Raw genomic sequence first — 17,269 nt, forward strand, 5'->3', positions numbered from 1 at the left:
TCCCCGTGATTGGGCGAACCGTGGGATACCACTCGTGTTCGGCTATGCATATGCGTTCGGGAAACGTCCCACAAGCCGTCGCGGCGAGGCCCGCCGTAACCGCCGTGCGCGACGTAGGATCCGGCGCGGTGTCATTTCACCCTTTCCACCACGGCCAGGAGGCGGCATGCCTGTTGACGACGAGACGGATGACGACCGGCGCTACACCGTGGTGTTGAACCACGAAGAGCAGTACTCGATCTGGCCGGTCGACCAGGAGATTCCGGCCGGCTGGCGGGAGGGTGGCAAGGCCGGCTCGAAGGAGGAGTGTCTGGCGCACATCCGCGAGGTGTGGACCGACATGCGGCCGCTGAGCCTGCGCCGGCAGATGGACGAGGCGCAGGGCGTGGCGTGATTTCAGCCGCTCAGTTGCGCGGGTGGTCCGCCAGCGCGGCCCGTACCGCGTCGAGGTTCGGCTCGATCACCGGCGCGGCCGGCTCCGGCACCGGTGTCGGGCCGGCCGCCAGCTCGCGCCCGGTCAGCATGACCACGACCCGTTCCGCGCGATCCACCAGCCCTCCGGCCAGTGCCGCCGCGAGTCCGGCCAGCCCGGCCGCGCCGGCCGGCTCGCTGCCCAGCCCGCCGTACCGGAGCAGGGATGCCCCGGCGGCGGAGAGCGCGTCGTCCGGCACGGCGACCATCGCACCGCCGGTACGCCGTACGGCGTCCAGGGCCAGCGCGCCGGCCGTCGGCCGGGTGACCGCGATGCCGTCGGCGATCGTCGTCGCACCGCTCGCCGGATCGCCGGGTGCACCCGAGGTGGCCGGGCCGTCCGCGCCGGCCCACGCCCGCACGAGGGGCTGGCAGTTGGCCGCCTGCACGCCGATCAGCCGGGGCAGCCGCTCGATTCCGCCACAGGCGAGCAGCTCGTCGAAGCCCTTGGCCAGCCCGGCCAGCGTGGGTCCGTCCCCCACCGGCGCGACGACCACGTCGGGGGGCTGCCGCCGGAGTTGCTCCCAGATCTCCAGGGCGACAGTCTTCTTCGCCTCGGTGGTGTACGGGTTGACGCCGGTGTTGCGGTCCAACCAGCCGAACTCCCGGGCGGCGGCCCGGGACAGCTCCACCGCGGCGCTGTAGCCGTCGGCCAGCGCGAACACGCGGGCGCCGGCGGCGCGCATCAGGCCGACCTTGTCGGGGCGGCAGCCCGTCGACACGAAGATCACCGAACGAAGCGCCACCGCGGCGGCGCCCAGCGCGGTGGCCACCGCCGCGTTGCCGGTCGACGCCGTGGTGATCGTGTCCGCCCCGGTCCGCAGGCCGCCCTCAAGGACCAGGGCCGTCGCGCGGTCCTTGTTGGAGGCGCTGGGACCGCGCGTCTCGTCCTTCACGAACAGCTCCGGTACGCCCGTCACCGCCCGCAGCCCCGGCAGCGCCAGCAGCGGGGTGCCGCCGACCGGCACCGGGTAGTGGATCGGGCCGGGGTCCACCGGGAGCAACGCCCGGTACCGCCACATCCCCGCTGGCCCGCCGTCGTCCCGCCCGGGCAGCAGGTCCGGACCGTACCGGTATTCCAGGAGTTCGCAGCCGTGCACCCAGCGGGTTCCCGATACCTGCCCCATCGTCAGCGCCCCTTGTCCGGGTGGAAGTCCGGGTGGAAGTCCGGATCGAGTTCGAGGTCGAAGCCGACCCCGTTGGCCCGGGCCGTGGCCTCCGTGGCGAGTACCCGCTCCAGCACGCCCCGGGCCGCCAGCCACCCGTCGTCGTAGAAGGTGGAGCGGTAGTTGGCGCCGCCGTCGGCGACCACCGCGACCGGGTGGCGGCCGGGGTTCCCGCCGGTGGCCAGCTTGGCGAAGGCGGCCAGCACGGCGCCGGCCGAGCCACCGACGGCCAGTCCGGTGTCCTCGGCCAGCATCCGGCTGAAGGCGAATGCCCGCACGTCGGTGATGCGGATCGCCCGCTCGAAGTGGCGGCGGTGCAGGAAGGACGACTTGCGGCTGGCGCCGACGCCGGTGAGCAGGTGGGGGGTGCCGGCGTCGGCGGTGACGACGGAGCCGTACGCGTCCACGGCGTAGATCCGCACCGCTGGTGCGGCCGCGCGCAGCCCCTCGCTGATGCCGACCAGCGTGCCGCCGGTGCTCACCGCGACGAGCACGGTGTCCAGCCGGCCACCGGTCTGCCTGACCAGTTCCTCGGCGAGGGTGTCGCGGTGGATGCCCGGGTTGGCCGGGTTGTGGTACTGGTCCGGCCAGCGCAGGCGCGGATCCGCGAGCCGCAGCTCACGCACCTTGGCGAGCCGGGTGAGCAGGTAGCCGCCGTACACGTCCGGCTCGGTCACCGGGACCAGCTCGGCTCCCTCGGCCTCCAGAAGGGCCCGGGTCGACCGCGGTACCTTCGGATCGACCACCGCCACCAGCTGGCAGTCCAGGTCCCGCAGCGTACGTGCCAGTGCGAGGCCGAGGTTGCCCGAGGTCGACTCGACGACCCGGGTGCCCGGTGCGAGTGGGCTCTGCGCATCGAGGGACGCCAGCAGCCCGAGGGCGGTCCGGTGTTTCACCGAGCCGGTGGGATTCCTCGTCTCGAGTTTCAGCCACAGCATATGCGCCGTTCCGCCGCTGCTGACGTTCAGCTTCGCGAGCGGAGTGTTCGTCCGCGCCTCCTGAATGAACCGCGGCATCACCGTTCCGGTCATTCCGCCCCTCGCTCACCACGTTCCGAACCGGGTGCCGGCAATCGCATGCTGCACTGTGCGTCGACAAGCAGAACGCCGTCGGTGAGCAGGAACGAATGGGCATCATGGATTTGCCGAATCATAATAGAACTCGATCGTGAATGACCGTCCGCCTCCGCCCGTTCAATGAATCTATCCCAACCTCCCCTTGCGGTCCGGCTGACCGCAAGGTCGGACACGGCGCGCGAGCGCGGCGCGGTTCGGGTCGAAAAGGGGCTCGATCGGCCCGTCCAACCGATCGATATTCTCAGTTGGACAGGCCGCCACCGGCGCCGGACCGGCACGTCAGGCCATGGAACGCGCCTGCTGCTCCATCTCCTCGGCGAACGTCAGCCACTCGTCCGCGCAGCGCCGGGCCAGGTCCGCCACCAGGTAGGTGCAGTGTGGCGGGATGGTCAGGACGATGTCCTCCCAACCCTCGGGGCCGGTAACCCGGGGCCAGAGCCACCGCAACAACGCCCGCCCGGACTCGGTGAACCGCAGCGACGGGTCGTTCCGCAGTCCTCGCAGGATCGCGGCCTTCTCCCGGCCCTCGGCGGCGCCGGCACCGTCCCGGGCCGGTGCCGACCGGTCTGTCCAGCCGTGGCCGACGGCAGTCGGCCGGCCCGGTGCCGGGTCGTCCGGTCCGGTGTCGCCGCCGGGCCGCTGCCGGGGCGGCACCGGGTCGTCGCCCCGGCGCATCCGCTCGCGGACGTCCCGGGCGGTCGTCGGCGAGATGCCCGCCGCCTTCGCGATCTCGCGCAACGGCGCGTCCGGGCGCTCGGCGATGATCGCGCTCGCCGCCAACCGGCCCACCGCGCCGTTCAGCGGCCGGACCCGGCCGTCCCGGCCGAGCCGACTGGTCTCCCCGGGGGCGTCATCGGTACCCGTACGGCCGCGGATGGTGCGGACCGTGGCGGCGGCGAGCCCGGTGACCGACGCGATGGCCCGGTCCGACCACCACGGGTGGGACCGGATTATCCGGCTGGCGGCGGCCTCCCGGTCGGCGAGCGTCAGCGGCAGCCCGTGCGCGATGTTCGCCTCGACGGCGGCCACGAACGCGTCCTGTTCCCCGCCGTCGAAGAACCGCACCGCGATGACGTCCTGGCCACGCCGGAGCGCCGCCCGCAGCCGGTGCATGCCGTCGACGACCCGCATCGTCCGCCGGTGGACGAGGATGGGCGGCAGAGCCGCGTCCGTATGCGCAAGCAGTTCGGTATGGTCTACGCTCTCACCGGCCAACCTCGGCGAGTCGGCCGGCAGCAACGAATTTATCGGGACCAGTTGCGTTTCCCGCTCGTCACGCTGATTCTCGTCTACCATGACGGGGCCTTCTGTTTCCATCGGGCGCTTCAGTGGCACCACGAGCGGGCTCGTGCGATCCTGCTTCAAAGGAACGACCTCCCATACCAAAGGCGATTCGTCGTCGAGATGAGAGCCGGGCACCACCCGACAACACGGCAAGGAGGAAACACACGTGGCCCTGCGCCCCGTGCAGCGCGTCACGTTGTCCCCCGTCGATGCATGCTCGCCCACACTAAACGACGGGACGCGTACTGCCGAGTAAGTTCCGAATGGCGTGCTCGTGGATGTATCACCGGTGTATGGCGAGGACGAGGCGAAACGGTTGTGAAGCCGCTCGATGCTACGTCCGGGAACCCCTCCGGCGTGAGTACGAACCGATAGTGGGAGGAGCCATATGACCACCGGATTCGCCGACGTACGCGAGACGGAACCCGTGCCCGGCCGATCGCTTCCGCTCGTCGTGGAACCCGCGTACGCTGGCTTCGATCTGGTGAAGTGGGCCGCCGACAACCGACCGGCACTCCACCGCCGCCTGGCCCGGCACGGTGGCATCCTGTTCCGCGGTTTCACGGCGGGATCCGTCGAGGTGTTCCACCACTTCATCACCGCCGCGTCGGGCGAGCCGCTTCCCTATCTGGAGCGGTCGTCACCGCGTCGCGAGGTCGAGGGGAACGTCTACACCTCCACCGAACACCCGGCCAACGAGGCGATCTTCCTGCACAACGAGCAGTCGTACAACCTCACCTGGCCGTTGCGCATCTTCTTCCACTGCACGGTCGCGCCGGCGGCCGGTGGCGCCACCCCGGTGGCCGACTGCCGCCGGGTGTACCAGCGCATCTCGGCCCGCACCCGGGACCGCTTCGCGGAACGCGGCTACCGGTACGTGCGGAACTTCGGCTCCGGGTTCGGCCTCGGCTGGCGGGAGGCGTTCCAGACCGACGACCGGGCGACCGTGGAGCGGTACTGCGAGGCCAACGGCATCGAGCATCGGTGGCTGGGCGGCGAGCGGCTCAGCACGGCGCAGGTCCGCGCGGCCGTCCACCAGCACCCGGAGAGCGGGGAGACGACCTGGTTCAACCATGTCACGTTCTTCCACGTGTCCACACTGGACCCGGTGCTGTCCCGGGCGCTGCTGTCGATGGGCCGGGACCGCCTGCCCAACAACACCTACTACGGCGACGGCACGGAGATCGAGCCCGAGGTGCTGGACGAGCTGCGTGCCGCGTACCACGCCGAAACGGTGGTTTTTCCGTGGCGCGAGGGCGACATCCTCATGCTGGACAACATGCTCGCCGCGCACGGCCGGGAGGCTTTCACGCCACCCCGGCGGATCCTGGTGGGGATGACGCAGCCGGTCCGTACGACCCCCTGACGGTCATCGACGAGCATCAGCCGAGCACCCGGGCCGGGTCGGCCGGCGATTCGCCGGTCCTGATCCGCAGGTCGGCCCGACCGGGCCCAGGTCGCCCGCCCAGGCGGGCGGTGGTCACGCCGCCGCCGGCGGTCATCCCCGCCGCACCTCGGCCGGCTCCTGCGACAGCACCGTGATGGCCGGGAAGAACGGCACACCCCGATGGGTGATGAGGTGGCCGAAGTCGCGGCTGAACGCCCAGAGCACGAACTGCAACGACCGGTTCGGCGGCCACTGCTCGGCGTCCACGGTGCCCCACCGCTCCATCGAGATCAGCAGGAACGGGTCGGCGCCCAACCACTCGCCGTCCACCTCGAACTCGACCCACTCGTGGTAGATCGGGTACGGGATGGCGATGAAACCGCCGCAGGCCCGCCGCGCGGGTATGCCACGCCGGGTGGCGATCTCCACCAGGTGCCGGGTGGCGAGCCGGCAGTCGGCCAGCCCGGTGTCCCGGACGAAGCCGAGATCGGTGGAGAGCTCGTCGGGCAGGATGTGGAACTCCAGCGCCCGAACCTCCTCGATCATCTCCAGGTACGGGCCGCCGAAGTAGTACCGCGACGGCGTACGGGTCAGGTTCAGCTTGTAGTGCCCCGGCCGCAGGGCCTCGAACGTGCCCTCGTCCGCGCTCTCTTCCAGAGTCGGCTGCAACCGGATGTCGCAGGGTCCGTCGTGACCGGGCTCGGGGCAGTCGCCGACCACCTCGATCGCGAACGTGGTCTCGACCTGCACGTCGACGAGATTGAGCGCCCGCGACCACCACCGCATCGCCGTCCGGCGCGGGCACGGCAGTCGCATGTAGAGCCCGATGTTCTCCAGGTCGTCCTTGTGGAAGCGGCGGTCGGCGCCGGTGCCACGGTGCGGCAGGCCGCACTCCACCAGGTATTCCAGCAGGGCGGGGGGAATTCCGTGCGTGCGTATCGTCCGGTCGACGCTCTCGGTGAAGCTCCGGTACCGGTCGGGCACCCTCCGGACGCAGTCCACGATGTGCGCGGCGGCGGTCAGGGTTTCCACGTCGGTGCTGCTCACTCGTCCTCCGATGGGGTCACGGCGGTGCTGGGTGCGGTGGTGGCCGCGGCGTCGACCACCCGGGCCAGCTCGGCCACGGTGGGGTGCTCGTACACCAGGTGCAGCGGCAGGTCCACGGCGAGTTCGACGCGCAGCCGGAAGGCCAGCAGGGTCACCGAGAGGGAGTCGCCGCCGAGCACGAAGAAGTCGTCCGCGACGCCGACCTCGTCGACGCCGAGCACCTCGGCGTACGCCTCGGCGACCACCCGCTCGGTGCGGGTGCGGGGCGGGCCGGGCGGCAGCCGGTGCGGCTCGCTCCCGGTCGGGACGGCGGACTCGGGCGCCGGCAACGCGGCGTGGTCCACCTTGCCGTTCGCGTTCCGGGGAATCGCCGGCAGGTTGACGAACGCGGCGGGCAGGTAGGCGGCGGGCAGCAGGCCACGCGCGTACTCGACCAGCGCCGCCGGGTCGAGCGGAGTGCCGCCGCGCCCCACCACGTAGGCCACCAGCCGGAGTGTCCCGGATTCCCCCGAGCGCGCCGTCACCACCGCGTCCGCCACGGCCTCGTGCCGAGCCAGCACGGCCTCCACCTCGCCGGGCTCGATCCGGATCCCGTGGATCTGCACCTGCCGGTCCTGTCGGCCCAGGTACTCCACCGTGCCGTCGGGCAACTGCCGGGCCAGGTCCCCGGTGCGGTACATGCGGCCGCCGGGAAGGAACGGGTCCGGCCGGAACACCGCCGCCGTCTGCGCCGGGTCGTCCAGGTACCCGCGCCCGACGCCCGGCCCGCCGACGAAGAGCTGCGCCGCGGTTCCGGCCGGTACCGGCGCCAGGTCCCGATCCAGGAGGTACAGCCGGGTGTGCGGGATCGGGCGGCCAACCGGACAACCGGCACCGGTGACGGTCGCCGGGACCCGGTAATGGGTCACGTCGTCCGAGCACTCCGTCGGCCCGTACGCGTTGACCAGGCCGGCAGCGGGATACCGTGCCAGCCATCGGCGTGCGGTACGCCCCGGCAACGCCTCGCCGGTGGAGACCATCCAGCGCAGCCGGGGCAGGTCGACCGGCTCCTGCCCGGCCACCGTCGCCATCGCGGCCAGCATCGACGGCACCGCCTCGGCGACGGTGACGTCGGTCCGGGCCAGCTCGCGCAGCAGCCGCGCCGGGTCCCGGGCGTCGTGGTCGGCCACGACGACCACCGTGGCGCCGACCATCAGCGGGGCCAGGAACTGCCACACCGAGACCACGAACGTGGACCGGGCGGTCTGCGCCACCCGGTCGGCAGCCGTCAGCCCGAGTTCGTCGATCTTGGCGTACGCGTGGTTCAGCACGCCGCGTCGCTCGAGCATCACGCCCTTCGGCGTACCCGTGGATCCGGACGTGTGGAGCAGGCAGGCCAGGCTGCGCGGGCCGCCCCGGCGTGGCGGGTTGGCCGTTAGTGGGCCGAGCGAGGTCGCGGCCCCGACGGTGATCACCGTGGGGCGGCGCGCCGGCTCCCAGTCGGCCAGCGCCTTGTCGAGCACCGGCAGGCACTCGGTGGTGCTCAGCACGAGCGGGGCCGGGCTGCGGCGCAACGCCTCGCGCAGCCGCCGGACCGGGTCGGTCGGCTCCAGCGGCGTGTAGGCCGCGCCCACCTTCTGCACCGCGACGATCGCCGTGACCAGGTCGATCCCGCGACCGGCCAGGATGGGCACGACGGTCTCCGGGCCGGCACCGGCGTCCGCGACCAGCTCGGCCAGCCGGTTCGCCCGCCCGTTCAGCCCGCCGTAGGTGATCGACTGGTCCCGGCAGACCACGGCCGCCGCATCCGGCGCCCGCTGCGCCCGGGCCTCGAACAGCTCGGCGAAGGACTGATCGAGCCGGTCCGCACCGCTCTGCGCGCCGATCGCCGACCAGGGCTCTCCGTACCGGCCGTCGGGCCGGTCGGCGAGGTCGGCCAGGCACTCGCGGTAGTACCCGGCGATCGCTGTCACCTGCTCCGGTGGCAGGTCGGTGCAGTTCAGCGTCGCGCGGATCGAGCCGGTGAGCGGATCGGCGCTGAAGTCCGCGAGCAGCGGCAGGCCGGTGCGGTCGAAAAGGTCGTCGTCGAGCACCTCGATGCCGGCCTGTTCCAGGCTGCGGTATACGTGGAAGTGGGTGAAGTTGAAGGCCGTCTCCACGACCGGCCGGTGCCGCTGCCCGCGCACGATCCGGGTCACCGGGAAGCGCCGGTGCGGCAGCTGCGCGCACTCCGCGTCGAAGACCGCACGGACCAGCTCCGCCCAGGTGCCCGTACCGGTCAGCCGGGCCCGCACCGGCAGCGTGTTGAGGAACTGGCCCAGCACCCGGTCGCCGCCGGGCACGCCGAGCCGGCCGTTGGAGACCAGCCCCGTGACGACGTCCGCCTCCCCGGTGGCCAGACTCACCGCGCGCAGATGTGCCGCCAGCAGGACGCTCTTGACCGGTACGGCGAGTGAGCGGGCCAGCGCCCGCAGGGCGGTGCCGGTCTGTTCGCTGATCGGCACCTCGACCACGTGCTGCGCCGCCGCGCCGTCCCGCGTCCAGCGCGGCAACGGTGTGCCGGCGGTCCCGGCCAGCCGGTCCGTCCAGAACTCGGCGTCCTCGGCGCACCGGGCCGCGAGCCGCTCCCGGGCGACGAAGTCGGCGTACGAGGTCGGGTGCGGTTGGACCGCCGCCGGTCGCCCGGCGAGCAGCGCCAGGTAGCGGGTGAACAGCTCGGTCAGCAGCGACGCGACGCTCCAGCCGTCGAGGACCGCCTCGTGCAGGGTCATCGTGAGCTGAAACCGGTCCGCCGACCGGCGATGGATGGCGAACCGCAGGAACGGCGGCCGGTCCCACCCGAACCGGTGCCGCTGGCCGGAGGCGCAGAACTCCGCGACCGCCCGCGACTGTTCGGCGTCCGGCAGATGGCTCAGGTCGTGCACCTCCAGCGGCACCGTCACCGTCTGGTGCACCAGTTGCAGCGGTTCGGTGTAGCCGAGCATCGCGAACGAGGTGCGCAGTGCCGGGTGTGCGTCGGTGAGCTGGTCCAGGGCCTCCCGGAAGGCGTCCACCCGCAGGGGTGCCCGCAGGTGCGCCGTCCGGGTGGTGTGGAAGACCGGCGCGTCGCGCCGGAACTCGCTGTCGAACACCATCCCCGCCTGGCCGTGGGTGAGCGGGTACGCGTCCGCCACGCCGGCCGGCAACCGCGACCGGTCCGCGTCGTCGATCAGGGCGAACGCCGGCAGTGGCCGGGGCTGGCCGCCGTCGTCACCGTCTCTGGCGACGCTGTCCAGCGCGTGGCTCAGCTCCCGGACGGTGCGGTGCTGGAACAGCTGCTGCACGGAGAGGTGGATGTTCCGCTCCGCGGCTGCGGCGCGCACCTGGATGCTCCGGATCGAGTCGCCGCCGAGCGCGAAGAAGTCGTCGTCGATGCCGACCCGGTCGACGCCGAGCACAGCCGCCCAGACGGCGCACAGGATCTCCTCGCGCGGTAGCCGCGGCGCCGCGTACGGCAGATCGGTTCCGCGCCGGTCCCCGGTCGGCGCGGGCAGCGCGGCGCGGTCCAGCTTGCCGCCACGGGTCACCGGCAGCGCGTCGAGCGCGACGAACACGGCCGGAACCATGTACACGGGCAGCCGGTCGGCCAGGAACTCCCGCAGCGAGCTGTCGGACGGTGGGCTGCCCGGCCCGAAGACGCAGTACGCCACCAGCCCGCACCCGCCGCCGAGTTCGCGCACCACGACGGCCGCCTCCCGGACCGCCGGGTGCCCCGACAGCGCGGCGGCCACCTCGGCTGGCTCGATCCGGAAGCCCCGGAGCTTCACCTGCTGGTCCGCCCGGCCGAGGTACCAGATCCGGCCGTCCGGACCGAACCGCCCCAGGTCGCCGGTCCGGTAGAGCCGGCCGCCCGGCTCGCTGCCGTTGGGTCCGTGGCCGGAGCCAGCGGCCGGATCGGGCACGAACCGGGTCGCGGTCAGCTCCGGCCGGCCCAGGTAGCCGCGCGCCACCGCCGGACCACCCAGGTAGATCTCGCCGACGACGCCGACCGGCACCTGGCGCAGCCGCCGGTCCAGGATGGCGACGCGGTAGCCGGGCAGCGGGCGGCCGATCGCCGGCGGCTCCTCCGGGCCGACCCGCTCGCCGGTGGCGTTGACCGTGCACTCGGTCGGGCCGTAGCAGTTGTAGGCGACGGTCCGCCCGGCCCGGCCCAGCACCGCGGCCAGCGGCGCGGGTAGCGCCTCTCCGGCCACCAGCAGCAGGGACGGCGGCCGCCCCGGCCCGCCGTCCTCGGCCAGCAGGCCGGCCGAGACCAGCGTCTCCAACTGGGTGGGGGTGGCGTTCACCACGTCCACCCGGTTGCGGCGGAGGTAGTCGACCAGGAGCCGGTCGTCCCGGCGCAGCGACTGCGGCAGCAGGTGCAGCGTGTGCCCGTCCAGCAGCAGGACGAGCTGTTGCACCGAGGCGTCGAAGGTCAGCGGCGCGTTCAGCGCGACGTCGCGGTAGCCGTCCAGGTGCCGGTCGTACACGGCCGCGCGCATCGCGTCCCGGAACGCGCTCACCGACCGGTGTTCGACCAGTACGCCCTTGGGCGACCCGGTCGAGCCGGACGTGTAGATCGCGTACGCCAGGTTGTCCGGACGGGCCAGCGGGGTCGGCGGGGTCACCTCCTCCTTCCGCACCTCGGACGCGACCACGTCCAGCCGGACGACCGGCATCTCGACGTTGCCGTCGAAGCCGACGGGCAGCAGTCCGGTACGGGTCAACAGAAGTGCCAGGCCCGCGTCCCGCGCCTGGAACGCGATCCGCTGCGGTGGGTCGTCCGGGTCGATCGGCGCGTAGCCGGCACCCGCCTTCTGCACGGCGAGCAGGGTCACCATCGCTTCCGTCGACGCGCCCAGGCAGAGCCCCACCAGCATCTCCGGCCCGACGCCGCGGCGGCGCAGGTAGTGCGCGAGCTGGTTGGCGCGCTCGTCGAGCTCGACGAAGGTCAGGCTCTCCTCGCCGCAGCGCACCGCCACCCGGTCGGGTGTGCGCCGCGCCTGCGCCGCGAACAGCTCGTGGAAGCAGGCGGGCTCCCGTACCCCGGCCGGCGCGACGGTGCCGAAACCGGCGAGCTGGCGCCGCTGCGCGCCGGTCAGCACCGCCAGGTCCCCGATCGGTGTGCCCGGCCGGTCGAGGGCGTCGGCCAGCAACGTGCCGAGGTGCCCGGACAGCCGGTCCGCAGCCTCGCCGTCCAGGGCGGCGCCGTTGTAGTGCAACGTCGCGGCGAGGCCGCCGGCCTCCCGCACGCAGCGGAGCATCAGGTCGTACCGCTGGGCGCAGCCGTGCACCTCGGTGAGCCGGAACGTGACCGCGCCGACGCGGTACTGCGGCTGCCCGGTCGCGTAGTCGAAGAGCACCGGCAGGTACGGTTCGCCGCCGGCCGGGTCGCCCGGTCGCCGCCACTCGGCGAGGCTGAAGTACGCGTGCCACCGGTCGATGTCGCGGTCGGCCGGGACCAGATCGGCCACGGTGCGGTCGAACGGGGTGGCCGCCCCGAACCGGACCGGTCGCGGCACGTACCGGGTCATCGGGCCGACCACATCGGACAGCTCGGGGAGGTCCCGGCCGTCGCGGGCCACCGCCACGAGCGGGTCGGTCGCCGGGTCCAGCCGCCAGAGCAGCACCTGCCAGGCGGTCAGCAGCACCGACTCGACCGTGCCGCCGGTCGCCCGGGCCACCGCCTCCGCGGCGGCCAGCGTCTCCGGCGGCAGCTCGACGTCGCGCTGGTCCGGGCTGAACGGGCCGTCCGGTGCCGGTGGTACGCGGGCGAACGGCACCGGCCGGGCGAGCGGTTCCGTGCCGTCCGCCCTGCCCGCCAGCGCCGCCCAGTGGGACCGGCCCGGCTCGCTGTCGGGCGACTGGAGCAGGTCGTCGAGCCACGCGGCCACGTCGGCGTACTGCGGCGGCGACTCGGCGTCCGGCGGCAACACCTGCGCTCCGTTGATTTCACCTGCCCCGCCGGTCAACGCGGCGTAGTGGCGTACGACGTCGCGCACCAACAGCCGCATGGACCCGCCGTCGGTACGCAGCGCGGATGCCCGGACGACCAGTCGGTGCCGGTCGGCGGCCAGCCGGATCAGGAGCGTCCGCAGCACCGGCTCGCCGGCCACGTCGAGGTCGACAGGCTCGTTGAGGGCGGCATCGAGACGCCGGCTCCGCTCGGCCTCCGCCGCCCCGGTCAGGTCGACCTCCCGCAGGTCGACCCGACCCCGGTCGGCGATCACCTGCACCGGCAGCCGCATGTTGCGCGGGACCGGGAAGGAGGTGCGCAGGATCTCGTGTTCGTCGACCACCCGCCGCAGGGCCTCGGTCAGCGCGACCGGGTCGAGCGGCCCGGTCGTCTCGACGTCGCACCGCAGGCCGCCCGGTGCGCCGGTCCGTTCGTCGAGCAGCCACCGGCTCCGCTGGATCGGTGAGAGCCCGTAGCCGTCGCGCTCCGCCTCGTCACCCGTCGAGCTCATGTCCTCGTCACCGGTCGAGCTCATGTCCCAGTCTCGCTATCCGGTTCCGTTCGTCGACGAACACGACCTTCGGCTGGAACGACTTCAGCTCGTCCTCGTCCAGCACGCCGTACGCCATCAGGATGACGAGGTCGCCGGGGTGGACCAGCCGCGCGCCGGCGCCGTTGACGCCGATCACGCCGGACCCGCGCTCGCCCTCGATGGCGTACGTCACCAGGCGCGCCCCGTTCGTCACGTCCACCAGGTGCACCTGCTCACCGACCGCGATGTCGGCGGCTTCCATGAGGTCGAGGTCCACAGTCACCGAACCGATGTAGTGCAGGTCGCTGCGCGTGACGGTGGCGCGATGGATCTTCGATTTGAGTATGGAGCGATACACCAACTGCCTCCCCGGCAACCACTTCGAAATCCACCGATTGGCACGGGCCACTTCTCCGGTGGCGGTGCGAGGACAGTAACGCCGATGCCGGGCGTCCATGAAGCGATCGTGTCGCCGACGCCGCACAGCTATCCTCCACACGTGCATCGCCATGGTGGTAAGCCGGCGCATGCGCGGGTAGCGCATTCACCTGCATCATTTTTCAGGTCCGTCTGCCGTCGACAATGGCGCCACCTGGTCGGCAGCGCGGCACTCGGTGTGGTCGCGATGGGCAGCCGCAGTTTCATTCCCGCCGCTTTCGGGATGGCGATCGACGCGATCCTGGGCGATGGCGGGCGACGGTTCGCCGGCTGGGTGTTGGTCGTCACCGCGCTCGGCGTCATCGGCGCGGCGGCCAGCGTGCTCAACCATCGGCTCGGGGTGCGGATCCGGCTGGCCGCGGGCTTCCACGTGCAGCGGCTGACCGTCCGGCACGTCGGCTGGCTCGGCGACACGCTGTCCCGGCGGATCGCCACGGGCGAGGTCGTCACGCTCTCCGGCATCGAGTCGGCGCACCTGGGCTTCAGCCTGGTGGCACTGGCCCGCGCGTTCGGCACTCTCGCCGGGATCGCCGTCGTCGCCGGCGTCCTGGTCACCCTCTCCGCGCCGCTGGGCCTGCTGGTGCTGGGTGGTGTGCCGGTGGTGATGGTCGTGATCGGCGCGCTGACGCCACCGCTGGAGCGGCGGCAGCAACGGGTGCACGAGGCGGCCGCACTGACCGCCACGGCTGCCACCGATGCGGTCTCGGGCCTGCGGATCCTGCGCGGGATCGGGGGTGAGGAGACCGTGCTGGCCGGCTATCGCGAGATCTCCCAACGCCTGCGCCGGGTGAGCGAGGCCGCCGGTCGGTTCCGCTCCGTCCTGGACGGTGCCCAGGTGCTGCTACCGGGGCTGCTCATCGTCACCGTCACCTGGCTCGGATCCAGATTCGCGCTCGCCGGCCGGATCAGCCCCGGCGAGCTGGTCACCTTCTACGGGTACGCCGTCTTCCTGGTCCTGCCGCTGGCCGCCGCCGCCGACATCGCCGGCTCCCTCGCCCAGGGGTACGTCGCCGCCCGCCGGGTCAGCGGGCTGCTGCGGCTGGAACGGGACGTCCCCGCGCCGCGATCGCCACTGGCGCCCCCGCCGGTGGGGAGCCCGCTGGCGGACCACGACTACCGGTTGACCGTCCGGCCAGGGCTCCTGACCGGGGTGGCGTGCCGCTCCGCAGCAGACGCCGCCGACCTCGGTGACCGCCTCGCCCGGTACGCCGACGGCGACGTCACCCTCGGCGGGGTACCGCTGCGCCGGCTGGCCCTGCCCGAGGTCCGCCGCCGCATCATGCTGGCCGGCTCCGACGACGTGCTGTTCGCCGGGCCCCTGCGGGACTCGCTCGACCCGCCCCGGCACACCCTGGGGGTCAGCGTCGCCGACGCGCTGCGGGCCGCCTCGGCGGAGGACATCGTCGCCGCCCACCCGGACGGCCTGGACGCGGAGGTCACCGAGCGGGGGCGCTCGCTGTCCGGCGGGCAGCGCCAGCGCATCGCGCTGGCCCGCGCCCTGGTCGCCGACCCGGAGATCCTGGTGCTGCACGAGCCCACCAGCGCGGTCGACGCGCACACCGAGGCCCGCGTCGCGGACGGGTTGCGCACGCTACGCGCCGGGCGGACCACAGTGGTCCTGTCGACCAGTCCGCTGCTGCTGGAGCGGGCGGACCGCGTGGTGCTGGTGGTGGACGGCCGGGTGGTGGCCGAGCACACCCACGCCGCGCTGCTTGCCACGAGCGCCGCCTACCGCAACTGCGTGACGCGGGGTGCCGTGGACAACGACCGGGTGATGCCGGCGTGACCGGCGACGCCCTGCCGGTCGCCACCCCGGCGGAGGCGCGGGCCGTCGTCGTCCCCGTGCTGCGTGACCGCAGGCGGGCGCTCCTCGCCGTACTGGCCCTGCACGTCCTCGCCACGCTGGCCGGGCTGGCCGGCCCGCGGCTGCTCGGCACGCTGGTCGAGTCGGTGCAGCGGGGCGGTGGGCGCGGCCAGGTGGACCTGCTCGCCGGGCTGTTCGCGGTCACCCTGCTGGTCCGTGCGCTCTGCACCCGGTCGGCCCGACTCCGCGCCGCCGTGCTGGCCGAGTTCGTCCTGGCGCGGGTGCGGGAGGACTTCCTGGCCCGCCTGCTCCGGCTGCCGCCGTCCACGGTCGAGCGGTCGTCGACCGGAGACCTGGTGACCCGGGCCACCACGGACGTCGAGACGCTGTCCGCGGCGCTGCGCCACGCCGTACCCGAGGTGACCGTCGCCGCCGCGGTGACCGGCCTGACCATCGGCGCCATGCTGCTGACCAGCCCGCCCCTGGCGCTCTGCGTCGTGGTCGGGCTGCCGCTGGTCGTCTGGAGCACCCGCCGCTACCTGCGGCGGGCGCCCGAGGGTTACCGGCGCGAAATGGCCGGCTGGGCGCGGGTGAACGCCGTGATCCAGGAAACCGCGGGCGGTGGCCGGTCGGTCGAGGCGCTGCGCCTGGCCGAGCGGCGGGCCCGGGACACCGACGAGGCGATCGCCGAGGTGAGCGCGGCGGAACGGGACACGCTCCGGCTACGCACCACCTGGCTGCCCTGTCTGGAGGCGGCCTACCTGCTGGTCCTGGTCTCGGCGCTGGTCCTCGGGGCTCTGGGCCACCGCCAGGGCTGGGCCGGCCTCGGGCAGATCGTCGCGGTCTGCGTCTACGCCTGGCTGCTGGTCGGTCCGGTGGACACGCTGGTGACCTGGCTGGACGAGGTCCAGGTCGCCGCTACCGCGCTCGCCCGGATCGCGGGCGTCGCGGTGGCCGAGCCGCCACGCGGACCCGCGCCGGCACCGAGGCCGCGCGGCGAGGCCGGCGTGCGAATCCGCGACGTGCGGTTCGGGTACGACGGCAGGGACGACGTGCTGCACGGCGTGAGCCTGGACGTCGCACCGGGCGAGCGGCTGGCGATCGTCGGGCCGAGCGGCGCCGGCAAGAGCACCCTCGGCCGGCTGGTCGCCGGGATCGACCGACCCCGCTCGGGCACCGTGCGGATCGGCGGCGTCCCGATCGCCGACCTCCCACCGGAGCTGGTACGCGGGCACGTCGCGCTGCTGCCGCAGGAGAACCACGTCTTCGGCGGCTCCGTGGCGTACAACGTCACCCTGCCCGCACCTGCCGCCGGCCGGGACGCGGTCGAGCACGCCCTGCACCTGGTACGCGCGCTGGACTGGGTACGCGAGCTGCCGGACGGCCTGGACACACCGATCGGCTCCGGCGGGATGCCGGTGTCACCCGCGCAGGCCCAACAGCTCGCCCTGGCCCGGGTGGTCCTGGCCGACCCGCCCGTACTGGTGCTGGACGAGGCCACCTCGATGCTGGACGACCGGTCCGCCCGCACCCTGGAGCGGGCGCTCGCCGACGTCCTGTCCGGACGGACGGTGATCGCGATCGCGCACCGCCTGCACACCGCCCGCGACGCCGACCGGGTGGTCGTGCTCGACGGCGGCCGGATCGCGGAGCTGGGCACGCACCGGGAGCTCGTCTCGGCGGGCGGCGCCTACGCGCGGCTGTGGGCCGCGTGGCGCGGGGACGTCAGCGCGGCCGGGACAGCAGCTCCGCCACCACCCGGCTCATCTGCCGTGGGGTAGGCGTGTCGAAGAACGACACCGGGTCGAGCGCCAGGCGGTAGCGGTCGCCGATCTCGGTCACCAGCATGACCATGCGGAAGGAATCCCCGCCGACGGCGAAGAAGTCGTCATCGGGCCCGAGGTCCGGCCGCTCGAAGACCCGCCGCCAGGCGTCCACAACCACCGTCATGACGTCGGCCATGTCTTTTTCTGGCACGCCGTCACCGGCCGCCGAATCCGCCACGCATTCCTCCCCCGAGACCGCTGGGCGCGCCCAAGGTAGCACGCCTGCGGCGGTAACGGGATCGCGTCGATGACGCTATTGACGCCGGTTGGACCCGTTCCTAAAGT

At 73.1% G+C, this 17,269-nt stretch carries 11 protein-coding genes; 4 read left to right on the forward strand and 7 right to left on the reverse strand.

Going from position 1 to position 17,269, the window contains the following annotated elements:
* Positions 1-166: 166 nt before the first annotated feature.
* Positions 167-394 (forward strand): MbtH family protein, encoded by a 228-nt coding sequence (locus ACQEVC_RS32235; protein WP_432885149.1) that lies wholly within the window; start codon positions 167-169, stop codon positions 392-394.
* A gap of 10 nt (positions 395-404) precedes the next feature.
* Here the strand turns inward: ACQEVC_RS32235 and ACQEVC_RS32240 are convergent, their stop codons facing one another.
* The 3 genes from ACQEVC_RS32240 to ACQEVC_RS32250 form a co-directional block, all read right to left on the reverse strand.
* Positions 405-1,598, reverse strand: a complete 1,194-nt coding sequence (locus ACQEVC_RS32240) for a threonine synthase (protein ID WP_432885152.1) — start codon at positions 1,596-1,598, stop codon at positions 405-407.
* 2 nt (positions 1,599-1,600) lie between these two features.
* Positions 1,601-2,653 (reverse strand): cysteine synthase family protein, encoded by a 1,053-nt coding sequence (locus ACQEVC_RS32245; protein ID WP_432885155.1) that lies wholly within the window; start codon positions 2,651-2,653, stop codon positions 1,601-1,603.
* A 339-nt stretch (positions 2,654-2,992) separates the two neighbouring features.
* Complete coding sequence (locus tag ACQEVC_RS32250) at positions 2,993-3,844, reverse strand: ParB/RepB/Spo0J family partition protein (protein ID WP_432885157.1); 852 nt, start codon at positions 3,842-3,844, stop codon at positions 2,993-2,995.
* Between the two features lie 541 nt (positions 3,845-4,385).
* Here ACQEVC_RS32250 and ACQEVC_RS32255 point away from each other — a divergent pair.
* Positions 4,386-5,363 carry a TauD/TfdA family dioxygenase gene (locus ACQEVC_RS32255; RefSeq protein WP_432885159.1) on the forward strand — a complete coding sequence of 326 codons (978 nt, stop codon included), beginning with the start codon at positions 4,386-4,388 and terminating at the stop codon, positions 5,361-5,363.
* A gap of 132 nt (positions 5,364-5,495) precedes the next feature.
* Here the strand turns inward: ACQEVC_RS32255 and ACQEVC_RS32260 are convergent, their stop codons facing one another.
* Genes ACQEVC_RS32260 through panD form a run of 3 tightly spaced genes read right to left on the reverse strand, consistent with a single transcriptional unit; the run spans position 5,496 to position 13,274 of the window.
* The gene (locus tag ACQEVC_RS32260) at positions 5,496-6,431 is read right to left on the reverse strand and encodes a transglutaminase domain-containing protein (RefSeq protein WP_432885162.1); all 936 of its coding nucleotides are present in this window, start codon (positions 6,429-6,431) and stop codon (positions 5,496-5,498) included.
* On the reverse strand, positions 6,428-12,919 hold the full coding sequence (locus ACQEVC_RS32265; RefSeq protein WP_432885164.1) for an amino acid adenylation domain-containing protein: 6,492 nt from the start codon (positions 12,917-12,919) through the stop codon (positions 6,428-6,430). Before ACQEVC_RS32265 ends, ACQEVC_RS32260 begins: the two co-directional genes overlap by 4 nt.
* Complete coding sequence (gene panD / locus ACQEVC_RS32270) at positions 12,903-13,274, reverse strand: aspartate 1-decarboxylase (protein WP_318401047.1); 372 nt, start codon at positions 13,272-13,274, stop codon at positions 12,903-12,905. The genes ACQEVC_RS32265 and panD overlap by 17 nt, the downstream gene beginning before the upstream one ends.
* A gap of 267 nt (positions 13,275-13,541) precedes the next feature.
* On the opposite strand from panD, the gene ACQEVC_RS32275 reads away from it, so the two are divergent.
* Together ACQEVC_RS32275 and ACQEVC_RS32280 are read left to right on the forward strand one after the other, a co-directional pair.
* Positions 13,542-15,140, forward strand: coding sequence for an ABC transporter transmembrane domain-containing protein (locus ACQEVC_RS32275; protein ID WP_432885167.1), 1,599 nt, complete (start codon positions 13,542-13,544; stop codon positions 15,138-15,140).
* Complete coding sequence (locus tag ACQEVC_RS32280; protein WP_432885169.1) at positions 15,137-16,939, forward strand: ABC transporter ATP-binding protein; 1,803 nt, start codon at positions 15,137-15,139, stop codon at positions 16,937-16,939. Before ACQEVC_RS32275 ends, ACQEVC_RS32280 begins: the two co-directional genes overlap by 4 nt.
* On the opposite strand, the gene ACQEVC_RS32285 is transcribed toward ACQEVC_RS32280, so the two are convergent.
* Entirely contained in the window at positions 16,884-17,162 is a 279-nt protein-coding gene (locus tag ACQEVC_RS32285; protein WP_432885172.1) for an acyl carrier protein, read from the reverse strand. The two genes, ACQEVC_RS32280 and ACQEVC_RS32285, sit on opposite strands and share 56 nt — an antisense overlap.
* Between the last annotated feature and the right edge of the window lie 107 nt (positions 17,163-17,269).

This window comes from Plantactinospora sp. CA-294935 (genome assembly GCF_050936445.1).
Classification (GTDB): domain Bacteria; phylum Actinomycetota; class Actinomycetes; order Mycobacteriales; family Micromonosporaceae; genus Plantactinospora.

Bases quoted from the DNA above. Each gene is read 5' to 3' on its own strand.
- ACQEVC_RS32235 (WP_432885149.1), top strand. From the start codon at position 167: ATGCCTGTTGACGACGAGACGGATGACGACCGGCGCTACACCGTGGTG.
- ACQEVC_RS32240 (WP_432885152.1), bottom strand. From the start codon at position 1,598: ATGGGGCAGGTATCGGGAACCCGCTGGGTGCACGGCTGCGAACTCCTG.
- ACQEVC_RS32245 (WP_432885155.1), bottom strand. From the start codon at position 2,653: ATGCCGCGGTTCATTCAGGAGGCGCGGACGAACACTCCGCTCGCGAAG.
- ACQEVC_RS32250 (WP_432885157.1), bottom strand. From the start codon at position 3,844: ATGCGGGTCGTCGACGGCATGCACCGGCTGCGGGCGGCGCTCCGGCGT.
- ACQEVC_RS32255 (WP_432885159.1), top strand. From the start codon at position 4,386: ATGACCACCGGATTCGCCGACGTACGCGAGACGGAACCCGTGCCCGGC.
- ACQEVC_RS32265 (WP_432885164.1), bottom strand. From the start codon at position 12,919: ATGAGCTCGACCGGTGACGAGGACATGAGCTCGACGGGTGACGAGGCG.
- ACQEVC_RS32275 (WP_432885167.1), top strand. From the start codon at position 13,542: ATGGGCAGCCGCAGTTTCATTCCCGCCGCTTTCGGGATGGCGATCGAC.